The following is a 21195-nucleotide window of genomic DNA, read 5'->3' as shown; positions in this document are numbered from 1 at the left end:
TGAAGCCGGTAGACCAGGGCGCGCCCGAAGATTGCGCCAAGGCGCAATCTTCGGTACCCGGGGCTAAGCCCCGGATCAGCGGGTCAGTTCGTCAGAACTGACCACCAAAGGTGAACTGCAGGCGCTCGATCTCATCGCCATCTTCCTTCTTCAGCGGGAAGGCATAGCTGATCGAGATCGGGCCGACCGGGGCACGCCACAACAGGGCTACACCAGCCGAGGCGCGCAGTTCGTTGGCCTTGAAGTTCTTGGTGCCGTCGTAGACGTTACCGAAGTCGAAGAACGCCGAAACGCGTGCAGACGGGCTGTCGAACAGCTTCGGGAAGTAGGCTTCGATCGAGCCGACCGTCTTCACCGAACCACCCAGCGGCTGGCCGTTGTAATAGCCGCCGATGATTTCCGAGCGCGGGCCCAGGGTGTTGTCTTCAAAGCCGCGCACCGAATTGGTGCCGCCGGCGTAGAAGTTCTCGAAGAACGGCAGGCCGGTCGCGCGGACCTGACGATGGTTGGCGGTCGGGTTGGTGCCGCAATCCACCACCTGGGTGGTGGGAGCCGTGCCCGGTACGGCCGGGGTAGTGCCGTTGGCAGGCGTGCCCGGGGTGCCCGGGATGTCGTTCCAGCAGATGTCACGGACCTTGTCGCTGCCGTACGAATCGCCGTAACCCAGTTCCAGGCGCGTATTGATGACCAGCGACGGGATGATCGGCCAGTACTTGGAGAACTGGTAGCTGAGCTTGTAGTACTCCACCGTCGAACCCGGCAGGGTGGTTTCCAGGCCGAGGCGCTGGTAGGTGCCGCGGGTCGGCATGAAGTAGTCGTTGCGGGTATCGCGTGCCCAGCCCAGCTCCGAACGCCAAGAGTGGAAGGTGCGCGTGCCGACCGCGTCGATGTAATCGATGATCGCCTTCGGCGTATAGCCCTGATACGTGGTGATCTGGTTGCTGTCGATGCCGAACATCAGCGAGAACGCGTCGTTTTCGGTAATCGGAATGCCGAACACGACCTGCGCCGAACCGTTGGTGCTGTTGTACTGGGCGGTGTTGAAGTCCGAGTAATCTAGCTCGCGCCAGGACAGGTTGTAGCCCAGCGAAACGCCGTCGTCGGTGAAGTAGGGGTTGGTGTAGCTGAAGCCATAGCGCTGCAGGTAGCTGCTGCGCGATGCTTCCACCGACACGCGGTTGCCGCCGCCGAGGAAGTTGTTCTGCGACAGCTGCACCGAGGTGGTCATGCCGTAGGACTGCGAATAGCCCAGGCCGAACACGAAGCTGCCCGAGGTGGTTTCCTTGACGTTGTAGACCACGTCGACCTGGTCGTTGCTGCCAGTGACCGGCTGGGTTTCGACGTCGACCGACTCGAAGTAGCCCAGGCGCTGCAGACGGATCTTGGAGCGGTCAATCGCAGCCTGCGAGTACCAGCTGTTCTCGAACTGGCGCATTTCACGGCGCAAGACCTCGTCGCTGGTGCGCGAGTTGCCCTTGAACACGATGCGGCGCACGGATACGCGCGGGCCCGGCACGACCTGCATGTTCACCGCCACGGTACGGTCGGCGCGGTTGCTGGTCGGGATCGGGTTGACCTTGGCGAAGGCATAGCCAACGTTGGACAGGCTGTTGGTGATGCCGTCGGCGCTGAATTCCAGCAACGCGCGCGAGAACGTATCGCCGGCCTTCTGGATGACCATCTTCTCGACGTCTTCCTGCGGCAGCACGGTGTCGCCGGTGACCTTGATGTCGGAAATCTTGTATTGCTCGCCCTCGGTCACGCCGGCGGTGACGAACATGTCACGCTTGTCCGGGCTGATCGAGACCTGGGTGGAGTCGATGCTGAAATCGACATAGCCGCGGTCCAGGTACCAGGAGTTGAGCTTTTCCAGGTCGCCGGACAGCTTTTCCTTGGAGTACTGGTCGTCGCGGCGGTACCACGAGGCCCAGTTGTGCTCCTTGGATTCCCACAGGTCCAGGATGTCCTTGGCCGGGAACTTCTCGGTGCCGATCAGGTTGACGTGGCGGATCTTGGCCGCCTTGCCTTCCTTGACGGCGATGGCAACGTCGACGCGGTTGCGGTCCAGCGGGCTCACCGTCGGGGTGATTTCCACGTTGTATTTGCCGCGGTCGTTGTACTGGCGGCGCAGCTCCTGGGTCACCCGGTCCAGGCTCAGGCGGTCAAAGGTGCCGCCTTCGCTCAGGCCGATGTCGCTCAGGCCCTTGAGCAGCTGCTCGCTCTTGATGTCCTTGTTGCCGGTGACGGTCAACTTGTTGATCGCCGGGCGTTCCTTGACGGTGACGACGAGGATGTCGCCCTGGCGGTCCAGCTGCACGTCTTCGAAGAAGCCGGTCTTGTACAGCGCACGGATGGTGTCGCCGACCTTGGCGTCGTCAACCACGTCGCCGCGTTCCACCGGCAGGTAGGTGAATACGGTGCCGGAGGAAATGCGCTGCAGGCCGTCCACGCGGATGTCGCTGGCGGTAAAGGGCTCGGCCGCCTGTGCAAGCACAGGCAGGGCCAGACCAGCAGCAAGTGCGAGGGCCAGCAAGCGGCGATTGGGAAGTCGCGTCATATCACGTCCGGTTGGAGTCGATTTCGATAATGCGTGGGTGCCGGCGTAAGACGACGACAACGGGAAAAAGTTCATCGCGGGACCAGGCTGAGAATGTCGTTGTAGAACGCCAGTCCCATCAACCCGGCCAACAGCGCCAGACCGATGTATTGGCCGGCAGCCATGGCACGCTCGCTAAGCGGGCTGCCCTTGACCAACTCGATAAGGTAATACAGCAGGTGCCCGCCGTCCAAGACGGGGATGGGCAACAGGTTGATGATGCACAGGCTCAGCGACAGCAAAGCCAGGAAATACAGGAACCAGTCCACCCCGCGTTCAGCCGAGGCGTTGGCCACCCGGGCAATGGTGATGGGCCCGGAAATGTTCTTGACCGAGGCCGCGCCGGTGAGCATGCGCCGCATCATACCCAGCGAATCGCTGGCCAATTTGCCGGTTTCGCGCACCGCTGCGGGCAGCGCGGCCAGCACGCCGTATTGCTGGCGGGCGTCGTAGGCGGGGGTCTGACCGGTGGCGAAACCAACCCCGATCAGCCAGCGCGGCTTGCCATCCGGGCCTTGCCCGGTCTGTGGGGTCAGTTCCAGCGCAAGCCGGTCGCCGCCTCGGTCCACCTCGACCATACCGGGGCCGCCGCGCTGGCCAAGCGTCTGGATCAGGGGCGTTACCTGGTCGGCGCTGTCCACGCGCTGGCCGTCTACGGCCAGGATCAGATCACCCGGCTGCAACAGGTTGGCAGCGGCCGAATCCGGCGACACCGAGTCGACCCGCGCCGGTTGCAGCCAGAATTGCCAGATGAAACCGGCCTGCACCGCCACTTGGCGTTCATCGAAGCCAGCCGGCAGCTGCGACAGCGGCAGCACCCGGGTGCGCTCGTTGTCGAGCGCGTCGCGCACGCGCACATGCGCGTCCTGACGGTCCATGGCGGCGGTGGTGATGGCCATGCTGGCCTCGGCCCAGGTGTCGACGCTGCGGTCTTCGACCGCCAGGATGCGGTCGCCGGTAACAAAGCCGGCCTGCGCGGCCATGCCGGTGGTGCGGCCGATCGTGGCCGAGTAGTCCTGGCGGCCAATCACGAACATCGCCCAGAGCAGGGCGATGCACAGGATCAGGTTGGCGATCGGGCCGGCAGCGACGATGGCGATGCGCTGCCAGACGGTCTTGTTGTTGAAGGCGAGCGCGCGTTCACCGGCCGGGACCTCGACCTCGCGCTCGTCGAGCATCTTCACGTAGCCACCCAGCGGGATGGCGGCGATGGCGAATTCGGTGCCGTTGCGGTTGCGGCGGCTCCACAGCGGCTTGCCGAAGCCCACCGAGAAGCGCAATACCTTTACCCCGCAGCGGCGGGCAACCCAGTAGTGGCCGAATTCATGAAAGGTCACCAGCACGCCGAGGCTGACGATCATCCACCACACGGACCCCAAAAAGTCAGCCATGGGCGCAGCTCGGTTGTAGGGTGGGCTCAGACATTCGGCAGGTGGGCAATGGCGGTTTCGGTGATATGGCGGGCCTGGGCATCGGCTGCCAGCAGGGCGTCCAGTGTATCGGCCGCCACGTAAGGCAGGGTGGACAAGGTGTGCTCCACCAGCGCCGGGATCGACAGAAAGCCTATGCGCCCCTGAAGAAACGCTGAAACGGCCACTTCATTGGCGGCATTGAGGATGGCCGGGGCGCTGCCGCCAGCCTCCATCGCCTGCCAGGCCAGGCGCAGGCAGGGGAAGGCATCCATGTCCGGGGCTTCGAAATCCAGCCGGCCCTGGCTGAGCAGGTCCAGCCCGGCCACGCCGGATTCGATCCGCTGTGGCCAGCCCAGGCCAACGGCCAGGGTGGTGCGCATGTCCGGCAGGCCCAGCTGGGCCAGGGTTGAGCCGTCGATGAACTCCACCAGCGAATGCACCAGGCTCTGCGGGTGCACGAGCACATCGATGCGCGAACCAGGCACGTTGAACAGATGGTGGGCCTCGATGACTTCCAGGCCTTTGTTCATCAACGTCGCCGAATCAACCGAGATCTTCGGTCCCATTGACCACTTCGGGTGGGCAACGGCCTGCGCCACGGTCACCGCTTCCAGCTCTGCGCGACTGCGCCCGCGGAAGGGGCCGCCGGAGGCGGTCAGGATGATGCGGCGCACGCCGGCTTCCAGCCGCGCGTCGCGTGAGCGCAGGCATTGGAAGATGGCGTTGTGTTCGCTGTCGATCGGAATGATCTCGGCGCCGGCGTTGGCCGCCTCGCGGGTCAACAGTTCGCCGGCCAGGACCAGCGATTCCTTGTTGGCCAGCAGCAGGCGCTTGCCGGCACGGGCGGCGGCCAGGGTCGAGGACAGGCCGGCGGCGCCGACGATGGCGGCAATCACGGTGTCGCAGTGGTCGCTGGCGGCCAGCGCATCGATCGCGTCGTGGCCGGCGTGGGCCTGGGTTGCCAGGCCTGCGTCCTTCAGCCCATCACGCAGGCGCGCAAACAGCGCGGGGTCGGCGATGGCGGCATGGTCGGGCCGGTGCTGGTGGCACAGCGCCAACAGCGCATCCACATTGCTGCCCGCGGCCAGCACGCTGGCGCGCATCTGCTGCGGGTGGCGGGCGATCACATCCAGCGCCGAAGTGCCGATGGAGCCGGTGGCGCCAAGAATGGCGACCTGACGTAAGCAAGAGGAGGACATGGTCAGAAACCGAAGATTTCCTTGCCCAGCGCGAATACCGGCAGGGCGGCGAGTACGCCGTCGATGCGGTCCAGCACGCCGCCGTGGCCGGGAATGATGTGGCCCGAGTCCTTGGCACCGGCATGGCGCTTGAGCAGGCTTTCAAACAGATCGCCCAGCACCGATGCCAGTACGGCGACCACCGCGACCAGCATCAGCCAGCCCAGCTGCGACAGCTGCACCCCGGCAAACCAGCCGAACAGCGCGGCAGTGAGCAGGCCGGCAACCAGCCCGCCGAGCAGGCCTTCAATGGTCTTGTTGGGGCTGATGCGTGGCGCCAGCTTGTGCTTGCCGAAGGTGCGCCCCGCGAAATAGGCGCCCGAATCCGCCGCCCAGACCAAGGTCAGCGCGGTCAGCAGCCACAGGTGGCCGTTCGGTTCGCTGGCATGAATCAGCACCAGTGATGCCCAGGCCGGGATGATCGCCAGGGTGCTGGCAGCCAGCTTCAGCATGCGTGCGCTGCTTTCATCATGCGCACCGAAGTCGAAAAAGCGCAGCCACAGCAGCGCCAGCAGCCAGAAGCCGACGCCGACCAGCGCCGCCAGCTGGAACAGCACCATGCTGCCGGCCGATGCCCAGACCATCAGCACCATCAGCAGCAGGTTCAGCACCACCAGCACGGTGCGCGGCAGGCCAACGACGCCGGTGAGCCTGAGCCATTCCCACAGCCCGGTCAGGAACACCAGCGCGGCAGCGGCGGCAAGCCATTGCGAGGGCAGGAACAGGATGGCGCAGATCGCCACGGGGGCCATGATCAACGCTGCGATCACACGGGTTTTGGTCATGAGTGTGCGCTCTGGGCCGCGTTGGCGGCGATCTGGGCACTGGTCAGACCAAAGCGGCGTTCGCGCCCGGCATAGTCGTCCAGCGCCTGTTGAAGGACGGCCGCGTCAACATCCGGCCACAGCACATCAGTGAACCACAGCTCGCTGTAGGCCAGCTGCCACAACAGGAAATTGCTGATGCGGGTATCGCCACCGGTGCGGATGAACAGGTCCGGCGGCGGCATGTCAGCCAGGGCGACGTGCTGGCCCAGGGCCTGTTCGTCGATCTGCTCGGGCAGCAGGGTGCCGGCAGCGACCTGTTCGGCCAAGGCGCGAGCGGCCATGGCGATATCCTGGCGGCCACCGTAGCTGGCGGCGATGCTCAAAGTCATCGCGGTATTGCCGGCGGTACGCTGCTCGGCCTTGTCCATGCGCTGGGCGATGCCGCCGGCAAAGCGGCTGCGGTCGCCGATGAAGCGCACACGCACGCCACGCCGGTGGAGTTCATCCACTTCGCGGTCCAGGGCGCCGAGGAACAGCTTCATCAGCGAATCCACCTCGTCCTGCGGGCGCCCCCAGTTTTCACTGGAGAACGCGAACAGGGTCAGTGCGCCGACGCCACGTTCAAGGCAGAAATCGATGGTGCGGTTGACCGCGCGCGCGCCGGCACGGTGGCCGATCATGCGCGGCCGCCGCCGTTGCTGCGCCCAGCGCCCATTGCCATCCATGATGATGGCAATGTGCCCCGGCACGGCCACGGTGGCTGTGTCGCTATGCGGGACGGAGGACACGCCTCAGACCGCCATCAGTTCCTGTTCTTTGAGCTTGACCACTTCGTCGACGTCCTTGATCGCCTTGTCGGTCAGCTTCTGGATGTCTTCCTGGCTGCGGCGGTCATCATCCTCGGTGATCGCCTTGTCCTTGAGCAGCTTGGCCACTTCCTGGTTGGCATCGCGGCGGATGTTGCGGATGGCGATCTTGGTTTCCTCGCCTTCCTTGCTGACCGACTTGGCCAGTTCCTTGCGGCGCTCCTCGGTGAGCGGCGGCAGGTTCAGGCGGATCACGGTGCCCATGGTGGTGGGGGTGATGCCGATGTCGGAGGCGTAGATCGCCTTTTCCACTTCCTTGATCATGTTCTTGTCGAACAGGGTGATCACCAGCGAGCGGCCTTCCGACACGCTGATGCTGGCCACCTGGTTCAGGGGGTGTCGGTACCGTAGGCCTTGACCTTGATGCCGTCCAGCAGGGCCGGCGAAGCGCGGCCCGTGCGGATGGTGGTGAGGGTATGGCGCAGAGCTTCAATGCTCTTGGTCATGCGCGCCTGCGCATCTTGCTTGATATCGTTGATCATCGGCCGAATCCTGGATGTTTCTAGAACCGGCCGATTATAGGCGATTACCCCTGCCCACCGTGCCGGTAGCGGGGTTTAGTGTGCGTCGCGGCCGTGGACCAGGGTGCCGATATGCTCGCCGTGCAGGATTTTCAGCAGTTCGCCGGGCTGGCTCATGTCGAAAACGCGCAGCGGCAGGTCGCTGTCACGGGCCAAGGCGAAGGCTGCCGTGTCCATGACTTCCAGGCCCTGGTTGATGACCTGGTCGTAGCTCAGGGTCTCGTAACGGACCGCGTCGGCGTGCTTGTTCGGGTCCTTGTCGTAGACGCCGTCGACCTTGGTGGCCTTGAGTAGCAGGTCTGCGCCGATCTCGATCGCACGCAGCGCGGCGCCGGAGTCGGTGGTGAAGAAGGGGTTGCCGGTGCCGGCGGCGAAAATGACCAGACGGCCCTTTTCCAGGTGGCGGATGGCGCGGCGGCGGATGTAGTCCTCGCACACATCATTTATTTTGATCGCACTCATGACCCGGGCCTTGCCGCCGGCCTTTTCAAGCGCGTCCTGCATGGCCAGGGCGTTGATGACCGTGGCCAGCATGCCCATATGGTCGCCGGTGACGCGGTCCATGCCGCCAGCGGCCAGGCCGGCGCCGCGGAAGATGTTGCCGCCGCCAACCACCAGCGCGATCTCGACGCCGGCCTGCTGGGCTTCGATCACTTCGTGGGCCAGGCGGTTGATCACCTTGGGGTCGATGCCGTAGTCCTCATCCCCCATCAGCGCCTCCCCGGAAAGTTTCAACAGGATGCGGCGGTAGGTGGGTTTGGACATGGTGACCTCAGATGGCTGGAAAACGCGGGAATTCTAACGGATGCCGCAGTTTCAGGTGACATCTATTGTTGCAATGCAGCGACAAACTGCGCCCCAATCGCTCCCCGGTTCAGCAGGCGGTGGGGTGCGGGTCCGGTGCGCGGGCGATTACCCGGTTGCGGCCGAGGTTCTTGGAGCGGTACAGCACGTCGTCGGCGGCCTTGAGCAGGTCGCGCATGTCGGTGAAACGCTCGTAGGCGCCATGCGTGGCCACGCCTGCCGAGAAGGTCACGTGCAAGGGCATGTCGGCGATGGTGACGATCGGGGTCTGGGTGATGGCGCCCAGTACGCGGCGGATCACTTCCAACGCGGTCTGCTCGTTGGTGCCGGGGAACAACACCACGAATTCCTCGCCGCCGAAGCGGGCGACCGTGTCGCTGCCGCGCAGCTGGCCCTGCAGCAGGCTGGCGAAGGCCTGCAGCACCTGATCGCCAACCAGATGGCCGTGCTGGTCGTTGATCTTCTTGAAGTCGTCCAGGTCGATGAAGGCCACCGACAAGGGCCGGTCGACGCGCCCGGCGCGGTCGAATTCCTGCGCCAGCACCACTTCCAGCTGGCGCCGGTTCAACAGGCCGGTCAGGGCATCCAGGTGGGCCTGTTCGGCCAGCCGCCGGGCCTGCTGTTCAAAATCTTCGGCACGCCGCTTGGAGGCGCTGGCGTCCTGCAGCTCGCGCAGGTTGCGCAGCGCCATCAGCTCGCTGGCGTGGTCGAGCAGGTAGGTGATGCGCGCCGGCGATGGCACCGGGACATCAAACAACGCGCTGATTTCAGGCAGCATCTGGCTGACCTGCTGCAGCACCTGCTCGAACTGGTTGCTGTCCATCTGCAGCTGCGCGTGCACCAGACGCAGGGCCTTGTCGCGGGCCAGATCGGTGTCCTGATTGAGCCAGATCTCGGCGATGCTTCCGGACAGGGCGACGCAGCGCTCGAACACATCGGCCGGCTCGGCCGGTGCTTCGCTGTGGCGGATGGCATCGACCAGGTAAGGCGGCAGACCCCATTGCTCGCACAGCTCGGCGCCGATATCGGCATGGCTGCACTCCAGGATGGCGTGTTCGCGGGCCAGCAGGTCGTCGTTGTCAGCGGCGCCGGCAAGCAGTTCCGGGTAGCTGTCGCTGCGCAGCTGCAGCAGGGCAAGGATGCCGATGTCCTGCAGCAGCCCGGCCAGCATCAGCTCTTCGACGCGGCGCACATTGCGCGCCAAACCCAGATAGCGCGCAGCCAGTGCGCTGAGGATGCTGCGCCGCCAGACGGCGTCCAGCAGGGCGGCCTGGTTCTGGTCGTCGCGCAGGGCGCGCGACAGGCTGAAACCCAGTGCCAGCTGCAAGGTGGCGTTTAACCCAAGCATGGTCAGTGCCTGGCCGAGGTTCTCGATGCGGCGGCGGCTGGCGTACAGCGGGGAATTGGCGATGCGCATCATGCGTGCGCTCAAGCCCATGTCCAGCGCGATGACGTCGGCAGCGCTGGCGATGTCGGTTTCCGGATCCTGCGCAAGCTCGATCAAACGGACAGCGATGGCCGGTGGCGAGGGCAGGTTGCGGCAGAGGGACAGGGCTGCAGTGAGCTCGGGAGACATGTCAAAGAAGCAGGCGGCAGTGGTTCAAGCATACAGGATGCCTTAAGCAAAGACGGGGTGGTGTACGCTGCTGCCGGCAGTGCGCGGCCTGCGCCTGCCGCGCACAAAAGAAAAAGCCGCGGGAATCCGCGGCTTTTTCAGGTGCTTCAGGCAGCGGGTACTTAGACCTGCATCGCCTTGGCAACTTCGGCGGCGTAGTCTTCCACCACCTTCTCGATGCCTTCACCGACAGCCAGGCGCTGGAAACCGACGACGTCGGCGCCAGCGGCCTTGACGGCCTGCTCAACGGTCTTGTCGCTGTCCAGCACGTAGTTCTGGCCGTACAGGGTCACTTCGCTGATGATCTTGTTGATCTTGCCGCTGATGATCTTCTCCAGGATGTCAGCCGGCTTGGCCTTGTCCTTTTCGCTCATCTTGGCCAGCTCGATTTCCTTTTCCTTGGCAACGAAGTCGGCCGGAACGTCGGCAGGCTTGTTGTGCGGCGGGTTCATCGCGGCCACGTGCATTGCCAGGCCCGAAGCCAGCTCGGCGTTGCCGCCAGCCAGTTCGACCAGCACGCCGATCTTGCCGTTGCTGTGCACGTAGGTGCCAACGGTGTTGGCGCCGTCGATCTTGACCAGGCGACGGATCTGGATGTTTTCACCCAGCTTCTGGATCGCGGTGGCGCGGGTTTCTTCAACGGTCTCGCCGCTGTCCAGCTTGACCGACTTCAGGGCTTCAACGTCGGCGGCGCCAGATGCCAGGGCGGCAGCGGCAACGGCGTCGACGAACGCCTTGAAGTTGACGTCGTTGGCAACGAAGTCGGTTTCGGAGTTCACTTCGACCAGCACGGCCTTGCCGCCGTTGCTGGCAACGCCAACGCGGCCTTCAGCGGTGACGCGGTCGGACTTCTTGTCGGCCTTGGCAGCGCCGGACTTGCGCAGGGCTTCAGCCGCTGCGTCGATGTCGCCGTTCGTCTCGGACAGAGCGCGCTTGCACTCCATCATGCCGGCGCCAGTGCGCTCGCGCAGTTCCTTGACCAGGGAAGCAGTGATTTCCATGGAATTACCTCATCAATAGAAAGGGGTAGGCCGGCCATGATGGCCGGCCGTTGTTACGCAGCCCTGTCAGCAGTCGGCGCCGTGGGCGCCAGCGCAGGGGAGCGGGTGCAGTGGCTGCACCCGCCAGGGGATCAGGCCGAAGCCTCGTCACCCTTCTTGGCCGGAGCCTTCTTGGCCGGAGCGCGGCGGGCCGGCTTGGCTTCTTCGCCAGCAGCGGCTTCGCTGAACTCTTCTTCGCGCACGGTGGCGGCGTTCGGAGCGGCAGCCTTGCCTTCCAGCACGGCGTCGGCAGCGGCACGGGCGTACAGCTGCACGGCACGGATGGCGTCGTCGTTGCCCGGGATGGCGTAATCAACCAGTTCCGGGTTGTAGTTGGTGTCAACCACGGCGATCACCGGAATGCCGAGCTTCTTGGCTTCCTTGATGGCGATGTCTTCGTGACCGATGTCGATGACGAAGATGGCGTCCGGCAGACGGTTCATTTCCTTGATGCCGCCCAGCGAGGCTTCCAGCTTGTCGCGCTCGCGGCGCAGGCCCAGCACTTCGTGCTTGACCAGCTTGTCGAAGGTGCCGTCGGTTTCACCGGCTTCCAGTTCCTTCAGGCGGGCAACCGACTTCTTCACCGTGGCGAAGTTGGTCAGGGTGCCGCCCAGCCAACGCTGGTTCATGAACGGCATGCCGCAACGCTCGGCTTCTTCCTTGATGGAATCGCGTGCGCTGCGCTTGGTGCCCAGGAACAGGATGGTGCCGCGCTTCTGGGCAACCGAGGAGATGAAGTTCATCGCATCGTTGAACAGCGGGACGGTCTTTTCCAGGTTGATGATGTGGATCTTGCCGCGGGCGCCAAAGATGTACTGGCCCATTTTCGGGTTCCAGTAACGGGTCTGGTGGCCGAAGTGGACGCCGGCTTCCAACATCTGACGCATGGTGATCTGGGGCATTGCAAAACTCCTGATGGTGGAACTGACACCGCGTACGCCCGGTTTGTTGGGGTCGTGCCGCGATGCGCGACTTCTGAAGAGTGCGCAAACAGTTCCGGGGTTGGGCTTCCCTGTTGCCTCCGTGGCCGAACCCTGTTTGACAGGGCACCCCGGCACGGATGGGGGCGACAGGTGAGGATTCACCGGTGGCGCCCGGTGTCAGCGTGTTTCGAGGGGCCAAGGGCCCAACAAAGCCGGCGAAGTATAGCCGCTGCCCGATCTGGACGCAATTTGGCCGGTCAGCGCGGCGCTGGCAAGTCTGAATGGCCCTCAATAGGTGAGGGTGACGGTCACAGTGTCGCTGTAGGTGCCAGGCACCGACACCGGCTGCGGAAACACCCGGCCATAGACCGTGAGGGTTACATCTTCATTTTCCCCCGAGCCGGCAACGCCGTTGACCTGCGTATCACCCCAGGGAAACAGAAAGGCCGGGTCCTTGTACAAGGCGTACCCCAGAAAATTGCCGTTGTAGGCCATCTGCCGAAAGCCGTTGACGGTGGGATTCAATCCTATGCTGAGGGTCACCAACCAGTCGGTATCGGTGGCGCAGCGCAGTTTGATCAGGGCAGTGGCATCGCGGGAGGCGTCCAGTTGGGTGACGGTGCCGAAATCCAGATCGCTGGCCAGGCTGATGACGCAGTTGTCGGCAACACGGGCCTGGGCACCCCCGAAGTCGAACACGCTCTGGCCGGCGGAGGCAAAGGGATATGCCACCCCGTCCCGGCAGTTTTCCCCCGAGGACGCCCCTGCAAGGGGCGCAGCAAAGACGTAACGGAGAAAGCCTTGGCTCATTGCGTTCTCGTACCTGTAGGCCGCCGGCAGGTTCTGGCCGGGCGGCACGCGACCGTAGACGCTGAGGTTGAACTGCGCGGACCCGGTGATCGACAGGGACAGGAACGTGTAGAAGATGTCGTAGTTGCGCCCGACCGGGCCAATGAGTTGGGTGCGCGCGGCATTGGCATACAGGTCATAGGCCATGAATGCACCGGCGTTGTTGCCCATGCGCCTGGGCGCCATGCCTGCCGGGACGCCCTCATTGACGAAGATGCAGACCGTCACCTGCACCCCGGGGACGCCCTGGCAGCTGATCGTCAAGTTGGCCGAGGCGTCGTTGTTGCGCGCGGTGGAGACCGTACCGAAATTCATCAACGTCGAATTGAGCACCCGGCACGACTGTTGTGCCTCGGCCAGCAAGGGCAGCCACAGCAGCAGGGCAAGCAGCGGCGCGAACGGGAAGCAGTGGCTGCGCTGCCGGGGTTGAGCGCAAGCGCTTAAGGTCGGCATTGCAAGGGCTCGATGGGCGCTGAGGGAGCCGCGGTGGCGGTGCCGGGAAGGGCGATGACACACTCCCCGTCGGCATGGCGGATGCGCAATCGCGCACCGCTTGGCGCGTTGCCCAGGTACAGCTGCCCCTCATGGCCGATCACGGTGACGGCAAGGATGCGACTGTCACGCTCGACCATGGCCTCGGTGCCGGCGGGCAGCCAGTGTCCGTCCGGGCCGAGGATGCGCAGGTCCAGTGCCTGGCTGGGCTGCAGATGAAACCTGGCGCGCACGCCGCTGCGCGCAGCCGGCACCACCTGCTGCTGGACCACGTCGACCTGCACATCCGGGGGCAGCTCCAGCGGGTCGATGCTGAGCAGGTTGCGCTGCCAGGCGCGCAACGGGGCGACCAGCAGTTCGCCGTGCGCGTCGGTGGTGCCGACCAGGCGGTTCTCCAGACGCACCGGCACCCCCGGCATGCCATTGGTGGAGACCAGTGCGAACGCATCGTCGGCGCGACGCAGCATATGCAGGCCGCTGCCGAACCAGGCAACACTGCCGGTGCCCTGTAGATAGGCCAGCGTGCCCACGCTGTTGTCATGGTCAAGACCCAAGCGCCAGCGGCCGTGTTCGTCCAGATGATTGAGTTCGGCGCTCTGGCTGCGTTGCGCGCCCATGCTGGTCTGCACCCGCCAACCCCAGCCACCGCTGTCGAGCGGTTGGCTGCGGTTGGCTTCCACCGCCAGCACGTCGCCATCGGCACCGTGGCGCAATGAAGTGCTTAGCTGGGTACGGCGGTCCAGCGGCACGGAGACATACAAGTAGGCGCTGTCCATGCCCTGCCTGCCCAGGTCGCGATTGAACTGGGCACTGACCCAGGCATGGCCGCGCAGGCTTCGCGACCAGCCCGCGCCAAGCAGGCGGGTGCGCGGGCTGCCGGGATAGTCCTGCAGGATGTAGTTGAGGCTGAACTGACCGCTGCGCGCGCTGCCGAAGCCCACAAACAACTGATCGCTGCGGCGCGATTGCAGCGACTGGGTCAGATGCGCCGGGGCATCGACGAACTGCCGGCTGCGGCGCTGGGTGCGCGCCGAAATGCTGAAGCCGGCTGCATTCCATTGATAGCCCAGGGTGCGCTGCTTGCCGCGTTGGCCGTCGGCCTGGCTGCCGCTGAAGGAGGTGTCGAGCACTCCGCCGCGGCGACCCAGCAGGGCCACCGCGCCGATGCCGGCCAGCCGCACGTTGCGGGCTACTTCGGCATGTGTCTCCAGCGTCAGACGCTCGCTCAGGCCACGTCGCAGGCTGGCGCTGGCCAAGGGCCGGTGGTCATAGCCGAACGAGCGCAGGCCGTAGTCGTTGCGCAGTACGCCGATATCCAGCGACCAATCCGACAGCCCGGGCTGCAGCAGCTCGGGTGCGCCGTACAGGGCGAACTCCAGCGAGCGGCTGTGGCCGTTGATGTCGGTGACCAGCAACTGCGCCTGGCCGCTGCCGTTGAGCGCGGGTGTGCTGTCCAGCTGGAAGCGGCCCGGGGCGACGCGCTGGCTGGCCTGGCGGACGCCGTTGATGTACAGGTCCACCGTCGAGGGCAGCACGGCCTCGCCGGCAAACGAGGCCAGCGGTGTCGTGACCCGGTAGGGCTGCAGGCTGAAATTGCGCGACAGGTGCAGGCCGCCAATCCGTGCCGAGCGCGACCAGTCCAGCGCGCCGGTGAGCTGGTCACCCACGCTCAGGCTCAGCATCGGAGCAGGCAGGTCCAGCTGCCAGTAGCTGTCCAGGCGGGTGGTGCCGGTGTTGCGTCCGGCCCGGCCACTGCTCAGGCGAGAAGTCTGGCTTGTGCTCCAGGTGCCCGCTCCCAACCCGAATACGCGCAGTTCCCTGTAGCCGCTGATAGCGCGGTCGCCGCGCAGCTGCTGCGCATAGAGGTCGTAATTCAGCAGCAGGCCCGGGCTGCTGTCGCTGACCTCGGCCGCATCGCCCGGCGGGCCGGCGCGCAGCCGCGTGGCTGGGCGGTCCAGCATCTGCACGGGTACCTGCAGGGCCAGGCGCTGGTTGCGCGGGTCGTAGCTGGCCTGGGTGCCCGGCAGCTGATCCAGTGCGATGGCTGGCGCATCCGCCGCAAACCCGGCAGGCAGTCGCAGGCCCAACTGTCGCAAGGTGGATGCGCTGGCCGACAAGGTCTGCCCCTGCAGGGTGAAGCTGGCCAACGTGCCGGTCTGCTCGCGGTTGATATGAACCTCCAGATACAGCTCCAGGGCTTGTGGGGCGGTGACGGCGATCGCATCGGGCAAGGTCGGCGGGCGCACGGGGGCGGGCGGTGCAGCAGCAGCTGTGGCGACGGCCACGCTAGCGGCCAGCAGCAGGCAGAGGCTGCGCGGCGGGAGCATCGTTCAGCCTGGCCTGCAGCTGACCTGGAAGCGGGAGTTCGCTCGCCAACGGCAGCCGCCATTGCATGTGCTGGCCGGCCAGCACATAGCCAAGCAGGCCGGAGTGCAGGGCGATGACGGCACCGGTGGAGGTGCGCCAGCCGAGGTCGCTCAGGCGCACGCGTTGCGTGCCTGGGTTGTGCACGTCCAGCATCAGCACGTCGGCACCGAGCTGCCAGTTGGCCTGCAGCCTGCGCGAATCCAGTGGCGCCTTGGGCGCCTGCTCGCGGGGCAGGGCGCCGTGCGGCATCACGAAGACCGGTATGGAATAGCGCAACAGGAACTGCAGGCCCGTGGGCTGGCGCGGGTTGGCCTGGGGAAGTTCATCCACCCACACCCGGTAGGCCCGCTCGTAGGGGTTGGCCACCGGCAAGGGTGCAGGGCGCACGATGCGCACCAACTGCCGCTGGCCGGCCGGAACCTGGATGATGGCCGGGCTTGCGCGTAGGGCCTGGGTGGGTTCCAGCAGGTCGGCAGCCGCGTCTTGCGACCATTGCTGCACGCGGATCTGTGCATGTATGGCTTGCACGCCGTTGTTTTCCAGCCACAGCGCGGTGGCCTGCTGGCCCGGGCTGAACTCCAGCACGATGGGGGCCACCTGCAGGTTGCCGGCGCGGCTGCTGAAGGCCCAGGCAAGCAGCGCGAACAGCAGCACGCCCAGGCCACGGCGTGCCGCGCAGTTTGCCCAGGGCAGGGACGTCACGCTCATGGTGGTGCTCAGTAGGTGATGGTGGCGATGACGGTGTCGCTATAGCTGCCCGCCGGGGCATTGGTGGAAAGCACACGGCCATAGACCGGCACGGTCTGGGTGCTGGCGGTACCGGTGCCGGCCAGGGTGTTGGTGCCTATCACCTCGCCCCAGAAATCCTGCCGGCCGGCATCGCGATAAAGGCCATAGGCAACGAAATTGTTGCTGCCGTCGGACATGCGCCGGTTGTCCGCCGCTGCCGTGGTGCTGGTGGCGTTGGCGCCGGAATTCATGCCGATGGTGTACGGCGTTCCATTGCTGCAGTTGACCTCCAGCGTGCCCTGCGCATCGACCGGTGCACCGGTGGAGCGGGCCAGCGTGCCGAAATCGATATCGCTGGCGGCAACGGCCTGGATATCGCAGGACTCGGTGATGACGATACGCACCTGGAACTGCGCGGTCTGGGTTGCCGCCGACGCAAGTACTGCGCTGGCGGCCAGGGCAACACTGAGTGGAGTGATGAGGATGCTGCGTGCGCGCATGTCGCTACTCCCGGTTGTGGGTGCAATGCGTCGTGCGGTGAGGCAGGGCATCGGCGCATGCGAAGCTAAGCACGCTGTTGCCGGATCGGCGCGGGTTTACTTCGATTGGATCGCCTGAACAGGCGATCCTGCTAACTTGGGTCAAGTGGCGTCCAGATACCGCGTGATGTCGCACATGGATGGCGTCAGCAGCGTCGTTTGCACGGCAGTTTCGCTGCAAGCAGAAGGCTGCTCGCGCTTCTGAGGATGCGCATGCACAGGTCGAAAATCAGAGCCAGCTGGACTGTCATTGGTGGCAACGTCCTGCCGCATCAATACGTCAGCGTCACGGTGATGGTGTCCTGGTAGCTGCCGGGCAGCACGCCGGGTTGTGCAGGCACCTGGCCGTATACGGTCAGGCGCTGCACATCGCCGTTGCCAACGCCATTGACATTGCTGCCCTGGGTGTTGCCCCAACGGTTGGAGCGGCTTGGGTCGCTATACAGTTCGTAGCCCAGGCGCGCATCGCCCGAGGCCATGAAGCGGTCGCCGGATTGGGCATGCAGGCCCTCGTCCAGGCTCACCTGCCAGGCGACATCGCGGGTGCATTTCAATTGCACCGAGGCAGTCTGTTCGTGGCTGCCGGCGAATGCATTGGCGGCGCCGAAGTTCATCTGCGCCAGGGTGCTGATGCGACAGCTGCGCGGCACCGTTGCCTGCACGCCGCTCCAATTGAAATCGATGTCGCCTGCGGCGCCGAGATGGCCTGGGTAGCGCTCGCGACAATCATTTTCCGTCGGCGTATGGATATAGCCATAGCTGTAGCGAATGAACGAGTTGTACGGCACGTCGCGATAGGGAGACTTGCCCGACAGGTTCTGACCGGCGTGTACGCGGCCATGGATGGGGATTCTGAAGCTCAGGTTTTCGCGCGGGGCCAGCCGGAACGTGAGGCTGTACACCGGATAGCCGCTCCACTGCGGGCCGATGAGTTGGCTGCGGGCGGCGTCGGCATACAGGTCGTAGCGCATGAAGTCGCCGTTGCCGTTCGACATCAGGCGCGGTGCTACCGCGCTTGATGTGCCGGTGCCAACGAACAGACAGACCCGGAAGATCGCCGGGGTGACGAGCGTGCCGATACCGCCATTGCAATTGAGCACGATGGCGGTTTGCGCGTCCTGGTAAGTGGTGGCGGGGACTGCGCCGAAATTGAGGCTGGGTGCGCTGGAGGTGCTGCAGTACGGTGCGGCATCGGCCTGCGACAGCGGCAGCAACAAGGGCAGCCCGAGCATCAGCAGCCGGTAGGGTCTGCTGCGCTTTGGAGACTGCCTGCCGGGTGTCCCAGGCCTGGTTTCGCCAACTATTCGCATATCACGTCCTCGAGGTTGATCCTGCCTTCGCTTGCAGGGGCAACGGGCAAGTGGGCGCTGCATTGACCGTCCGCAAAGTGCAGGCGCGACTGCGGTGGTGGATCAAGCAGATACAGCTTGCCTTCGTGGCCGACGACGCTGCTTGTGGGTAGATGGCCGGGGGCTTGCACGCTGATGCGGCTGCCCGCTGGCAGCCATTGGCCATCGCGGTCGCGCACACCGAAATGCAGCGCAAGCGTGCGTCGCATCGGAAAGACCACCTGCACGCCGCGGCGGGTTTCCGGCACCACCTCCGCGCTGGTGCGGTCCAGCTGCATGTCGGCCGGTAGATGCTGTGGATCAATGGACAGTTGGTTGCGCTGCCAGGCGCTGAGCTGGGATACCACCAGCTGACCGTGCTTGTTGGTGCTGCCAATGCTGCGGTTGTCGAGCAGCACCGGCACCTCGGCAACGCCCGCGGTGGAGACCAGCACGAACGCATCATCCACACGTGGCAGTGTGTGCAACCGCCCGCCTATCCAGGCCAGGGCGCCGCTGCCGCTGGCATAGGTCTGGGTGTGGCGGGTTTCGGCGCGGTCATGCTCGAGGCCTGCCGACCATTGCCCGCGCAAGCCGCGCTGGTTGATTTCCGCGCGCAGGCCATGCTGCTGTTCGCCACTGCTGATCTGCGCACGCCAACCGATTGCAGCAGGCGCGCTGGCGGTGTGATTGGCTTCCAGCGACAGCTGATTGCCGTTGCGGCCATGGCGGAGAGAAGCGCTTCTGCTGGTATGGCGGGCCAGTGGCTGCGACCAGTAGGCGAACGCGCTATCGCCGCGTTTATCGCTGAGATCGCGATTCACGCTGACGCTCAGGTGCGCATTGTTGCTGAGCGCGTGTGACCAGTTCACACCGGCATAGCGGCTGCGCGGCAGCTCGGGATGGTCTTGGACAACATAGCTGAGGCTGAACTGGCCAGCCGCAGTGCCGAAGCCGGCAAATGCCTGCTCGCTGCGGCGTGGCAGGGTGGCCTGCTCATGCACTGCGGCCACATCGCGGTAGCCCGCACTGCGGCGCAGGCTGCTGGCGGAGATACTGAACTGGCGAGCGCTCCATTGATAACCCAGCCCGTATTGGTGGCCGCCCAGCTTGCCCGCGCGGCTACCGGCCAGTGAGCCGCTGAGCACTCCGCCGCGGCGTCCGAGCAGCAGCACCGTGCCTGCGCCGGCTTGCTGGATGCCGCGGCTGCCTTCGGCATGCGCCTGCAGGGTCAGGCTGTCATACAGCCCGTAACGCAGGCTGGCGCTGGCAACCGGATGATTGCCGTAGACAAAAGAATGCAGGCCGTAATCGCGGCGGATGGCGCCCAGCTCCAATGACCAGTCCGCCAGCCCGGCCTGCAGCAGGTGCGGCGTGCCGTACAGGGCGAAGTCCAGGGTCTGGCTTTGCCCGGTGATGTCGGTGACAACCAGCCTGGCCTGGCCAGCGCCATTGAGCGAGGGGTTGCTGTCCAGCTGGAAACGGCCGGGCGGCAACTGCTGGCTGGATTGGCGGATGCCGTCGATATACAGATCCACGGTCGAAGGCAGGATGGCTTCACCGGCAAAGGACGCAGGCGGTGTGGTCAGGCGATACGGCTGCAGGGAAAAGTTGCGCGACACCCGCACACCGCCCAAGCGCAAGGCACGCGTCCATTCGTGCGCTGCGCTGATGCTGTCGCCCACGCTGAGGCTGACCATGGCATCGCGCCAGTCCAGCTGCCAGCTGCTGTCCAGGCGGGTGCTGTGGGTGCGGCCGTTGCTGAAGACGTGGGCAAGCGCGGTGCTGCCGGTGCCGCTGCCCAGGCCGAACAGGCGCAGTTCGCTGAAGCTGCTCAGGCTGGTGTCACTGCCATCGTGGCGGGCATGAAGGTCGTAATTGAGCACGCCACCGGCGCTGCGTTGAAGCGGATCGGGACGTGGCGAGTCCATGCGGCGCAGATCCCTGTGGGTGGGCGGGCGGTCCAGCATCGACAGCGGCACCTGCAGGTTGATGCGTTGCCGGGCCGCGTCGTAGTCACTGCTGACCCCAGCCAGCGCCGGCAGCGGGATCAATGCCGGCTCGTCGAGTTCGGGCGGCAGCCTGAGCCCGAGCTGGCGCAGGCTCCGCGGGCTCGCGAGCAGGGTTTGCTGGCGGACCACGAAGGGCGTCAACTGGCCTGTATCGGCCTGATTGATGCTGGTTTGCAGCAGCAGGGTGTAGTCCTCGGTCGCCGTTGCGGGTACTGCCGTGCGCTCTCCGGCTGGGGCCGGTGAGCAGGCAAACCCGGCAGCGGCAAGCCCGAGGCTAATGCTCAGCAGCGACCTGCGGCAGGGCTTGTGGGTCGACATCGTCATTGAGCCTGGCGTGGAGTAAGCCGTCGGCGGGCAAGGGCCCGGGCAAGGGGAGCGTCCAGCGCATCTGCTGGCCTGCCAGCACGTAGCCAAGCAGGCCAGGGGTGATTTCGATGGGCGGGCCGGACGTGGGGATCCAGCTCAGCTGGCTGATGCGGATGCGCTGCCTGCCGTGGTTGTGCAGGACCAGGGCGGCGTGATCGTTGCTTGCCTGCCAGTGACCCTGCAGCTGGGTGGCATCGGTGCGCTGGCGTTTGCCGCTGCGTTCCAGCTGCGGCGTCGCCCCGGTTGGCAACACGAACACCGGGATGGAGTAGCGCAGCAGGAAGCGCAGACTTGAGCTCGCGCTGCTGGTAGCGGTTGGTACCTCGTCTATCGTCAGCCGGAACGCCTGTTCGCCGGCGTGCTTGCCCGGCTGTGGCTGGACGATGCGTACCAATTGCGATTGGCCGGGGGCGATGTCCACCAAGGGCGGGCTGGCGAGCAGGCCATCACTGGTCTGCAGGTGCTCCTGTCCGTCTTGCTGGGTCCAGTGCTGTACCCGCACCTGGGCGCGCAGGGCTTCGGTTCCGGAATTGGTCAGCCACAGGGTCTGCGAAGGCTGGGTATTGGCAAACTCAAGCAGGATGGGGGCGACCTGCAGGTTGCCGGCGTTGCTGGGGAAGGACGTCAGCAAAGGGAGTGCAAGTAATAGTGCAGGTAACAGTGCAGCTAATACGGTGGCGAGCCGGGCCAGGCTCGCCACCCGCAAACTGCGCGGGTGGCGATGGTTCATG

The 21195-nt window shown here is 65.4% G+C and carries 16 protein-coding genes and 1 pseudogene; all 17 read right to left on the bottom strand.

The features are described 5' to 3' along the window. Positions 1-91: 91 nt before the first annotated feature. Complete coding sequence (bamA, locus tag BCV67_RS03350; protein ID WP_062166469.1) at positions 92-2557, bottom strand: outer membrane protein assembly factor BamA; 2466 nt, start codon at positions 2555-2557, stop codon at positions 92-94. 71 nt (positions 2558-2628) lie between these two features. Next, positions 2629-3987, bottom strand: coding sequence for an RIP metalloprotease RseP (gene rseP / locus BCV67_RS03345; protein WP_062166468.1), 1359 nt, complete (start codon positions 3985-3987; stop codon positions 2629-2631). A gap of 26 nt (positions 3988-4013) precedes the next feature. Then, the gene (locus tag BCV67_RS03340; protein WP_062166467.1) at positions 4014-5207 is read right to left on the bottom strand and encodes a 1-deoxy-D-xylulose-5-phosphate reductoisomerase; all 1194 of its coding nucleotides are present in this window, start codon (positions 5205-5207) and stop codon (positions 4014-4016) included. Between the two features lie 2 nt (positions 5208-5209). After that, complete coding sequence (locus BCV67_RS03335) at positions 5210-6031, bottom strand: phosphatidate cytidylyltransferase (protein WP_062166466.1); 822 nt, start codon at positions 6029-6031, stop codon at positions 5210-5212. Continuing rightward, complete coding sequence (uppS, locus tag BCV67_RS03330) at positions 6028-6801, bottom strand: polyprenyl diphosphate synthase (RefSeq protein ID WP_428999498.1); 774 nt, start codon at positions 6799-6801, stop codon at positions 6028-6030. Before uppS ends, BCV67_RS03335 begins: the two co-directional genes overlap by 4 nt. A 3-nt stretch (positions 6802-6804) precedes the next feature. After that, positions 6805-7361, bottom strand: a pseudogene (frr, locus tag BCV67_RS03325) (ribosome recycling factor). 75 nt (positions 7362-7436) lie between these two features. Then, the gene (gene pyrH, locus BCV67_RS03320; RefSeq protein ID WP_062166465.1) at positions 7437-8165 is read right to left on the bottom strand and encodes a UMP kinase; all 729 of its coding nucleotides are present in this window, start codon (positions 8163-8165) and stop codon (positions 7437-7439) included. Between the two features lie 109 nt (positions 8166-8274). After that, positions 8275-9780 carry a GGDEF domain-containing protein gene (locus tag BCV67_RS03315; RefSeq protein ID WP_062166464.1) on the bottom strand — a complete coding sequence of 502 codons (1506 nt, stop codon included), beginning with the start codon at positions 9778-9780 and terminating at the stop codon, positions 8275-8277. A 161-nt stretch (positions 9781-9941) separates the two neighbouring features. Next, positions 9942-10820, bottom strand: coding sequence for a translation elongation factor Ts (tsf, locus tag BCV67_RS03310; RefSeq protein WP_062166463.1), 879 nt, complete (start codon positions 10818-10820; stop codon positions 9942-9944). 131 nt (positions 10821-10951) lie between these two features. After that, the gene (rpsB, locus tag BCV67_RS03305) at positions 10952-11761 is read right to left on the bottom strand and encodes a 30S ribosomal protein S2 (RefSeq protein ID WP_062166462.1); all 810 of its coding nucleotides are present in this window, start codon (positions 11759-11761) and stop codon (positions 10952-10954) included. Positions 11762-12070: 309 nt separating this feature from the next. Next, on the bottom strand, positions 12071-13084 hold the full coding sequence (locus BCV67_RS03300; RefSeq protein ID WP_065868026.1) for a Csu type fimbrial protein: 1014 nt from the start codon (positions 13082-13084) through the stop codon (positions 12071-12073). Next, a complete protein-coding gene (locus BCV67_RS03295; RefSeq protein ID WP_065868025.1) occupies positions 13072-15450 on the bottom strand; it encodes a fimbria/pilus outer membrane usher protein in 2379 nt (792 codons plus the stop codon). Before BCV67_RS03295 ends, BCV67_RS03300 begins: the two co-directional genes overlap by 13 nt. Further along, positions 15410-16198, bottom strand: coding sequence for a fimbrial biogenesis chaperone (locus BCV67_RS03290; RefSeq protein ID WP_062166459.1), 789 nt, complete (start codon positions 16196-16198; stop codon positions 15410-15412). Before BCV67_RS03290 ends, BCV67_RS03295 begins: the two co-directional genes overlap by 41 nt. Before the next feature lie 8 nt (positions 16199-16206). Continuing rightward, complete coding sequence (locus tag BCV67_RS03285) at positions 16207-16719, bottom strand: Csu type fimbrial protein (RefSeq protein ID WP_062166458.1); 513 nt, start codon at positions 16717-16719, stop codon at positions 16207-16209. Positions 16720-17030: 311 nt separating this feature from the next. Next, positions 17031-17990 carry a Csu type fimbrial protein gene (locus tag BCV67_RS19930; protein ID WP_062166457.1) on the bottom strand — a complete coding sequence of 320 codons (960 nt, stop codon included), beginning with the start codon at positions 17988-17990 and terminating at the stop codon, positions 17031-17033. 68 nt (positions 17991-18058) lie between these two features. Then, entirely contained in the window at positions 18059-20416 is a 2358-nt protein-coding gene (locus BCV67_RS03275) for a fimbria/pilus outer membrane usher protein (protein ID WP_062166456.1), read from the bottom strand. After that, positions 20373-21194 (bottom strand): fimbrial biogenesis chaperone, encoded by an 822-nt coding sequence (locus BCV67_RS03270; RefSeq protein WP_172837720.1) that lies wholly within the window; start codon positions 21192-21194, stop codon positions 20373-20375. Before BCV67_RS03270 ends, BCV67_RS03275 begins: the two co-directional genes overlap by 44 nt. Between the last annotated feature and the right edge of the window lies 1 nt (position 21195).

It is taken from the genome of Stenotrophomonas nitritireducens, from assembly GCF_001700965.1.
GTDB classification, from domain to species: Bacteria; Pseudomonadota; Gammaproteobacteria; order Xanthomonadales; family Xanthomonadaceae; genus Stenotrophomonas; species Stenotrophomonas nitritireducens_A.
The sequence above is the reverse complement of the archived record's forward strand: the minus strand, read 5'-3'. Positions and strand labels throughout refer to the sequence as shown.

Bases quoted from the DNA above. Each gene is read 5' to 3' on its own strand.
- bamA (WP_062166469.1), bottom strand. From the start codon at position 2,557: ATGACGCGACTTCCCAATCGCCGCTTGCTGGCCCTCGCACTTGCTGCT.
- rseP (WP_062166468.1), bottom strand. From the start codon at position 3,987: ATGGCTGACTTTTTGGGGTCCGTGTGGTGGATGATCGTCAGCCTCGGC.
- BCV67_RS03340 (WP_062166467.1), bottom strand. From the start codon at position 5,207: ATGTCCTCCTCTTGCTTACGTCAGGTCGCCATTCTTGGCGCCACCGGC.
- BCV67_RS03335 (WP_062166466.1), bottom strand. From the start codon at position 6,031: ATGACCAAAACCCGTGTGATCGCAGCGTTGATCATGGCCCCCGTGGCG.
- pyrH (WP_062166465.1), bottom strand. From the start codon at position 8,165: ATGTCCAAACCCACCTACCGCCGCATCCTGTTGAAACTTTCCGGGGAG.
- BCV67_RS03315 (WP_062166464.1), bottom strand. From the start codon at position 9,780: ATGTCTCCCGAGCTCACTGCAGCCCTGTCCCTCTGCCGCAACCTGCCC.
- tsf (WP_062166463.1), bottom strand. From the start codon at position 10,820: ATGGAAATCACTGCTTCCCTGGTCAAGGAACTGCGCGAGCGCACTGGC.
- rpsB (WP_062166462.1), bottom strand. From the start codon at position 11,761: ATGCCCCAGATCACCATGCGTCAGATGTTGGAAGCCGGCGTCCACTTC.
- BCV67_RS03300 (WP_065868026.1), bottom strand. From the start codon at position 13,084: ATGCCGACCTTAAGCGCTTGCGCTCAACCCCGGCAGCGCAGCCACTGC.
- BCV67_RS03295 (WP_065868025.1), bottom strand. From the start codon at position 15,450: ATGCTCCCGCCGCGCAGCCTCTGCCTGCTGCTGGCCGCTAGCGTGGCC.
- BCV67_RS03290 (WP_062166459.1), bottom strand. From the start codon at position 16,198: ATGAGCGTGACGTCCCTGCCCTGGGCAAACTGCGCGGCACGCCGTGGC.
- BCV67_RS03285 (WP_062166458.1), bottom strand. From the start codon at position 16,719: ATGCGCGCACGCAGCATCCTCATCACTCCACTCAGTGTTGCCCTGGCC.
- BCV67_RS19930 (WP_062166457.1), bottom strand. From the start codon at position 17,990: ATGCTCGGGCTGCCCTTGTTGCTGCCGCTGTCGCAGGCCGATGCCGCA.
- BCV67_RS03275 (WP_062166456.1), bottom strand. From the start codon at position 20,416: ATGTCGACCCACAAGCCCTGCCGCAGGTCGCTGCTGAGCATTAGCCTC.
- BCV67_RS03270 (WP_172837720.1), bottom strand. From the start codon at position 21,194: ATGAACCATCGCCACCCGCGCAGTTTGCGGGTGGCGAGCCTGGCCCGG.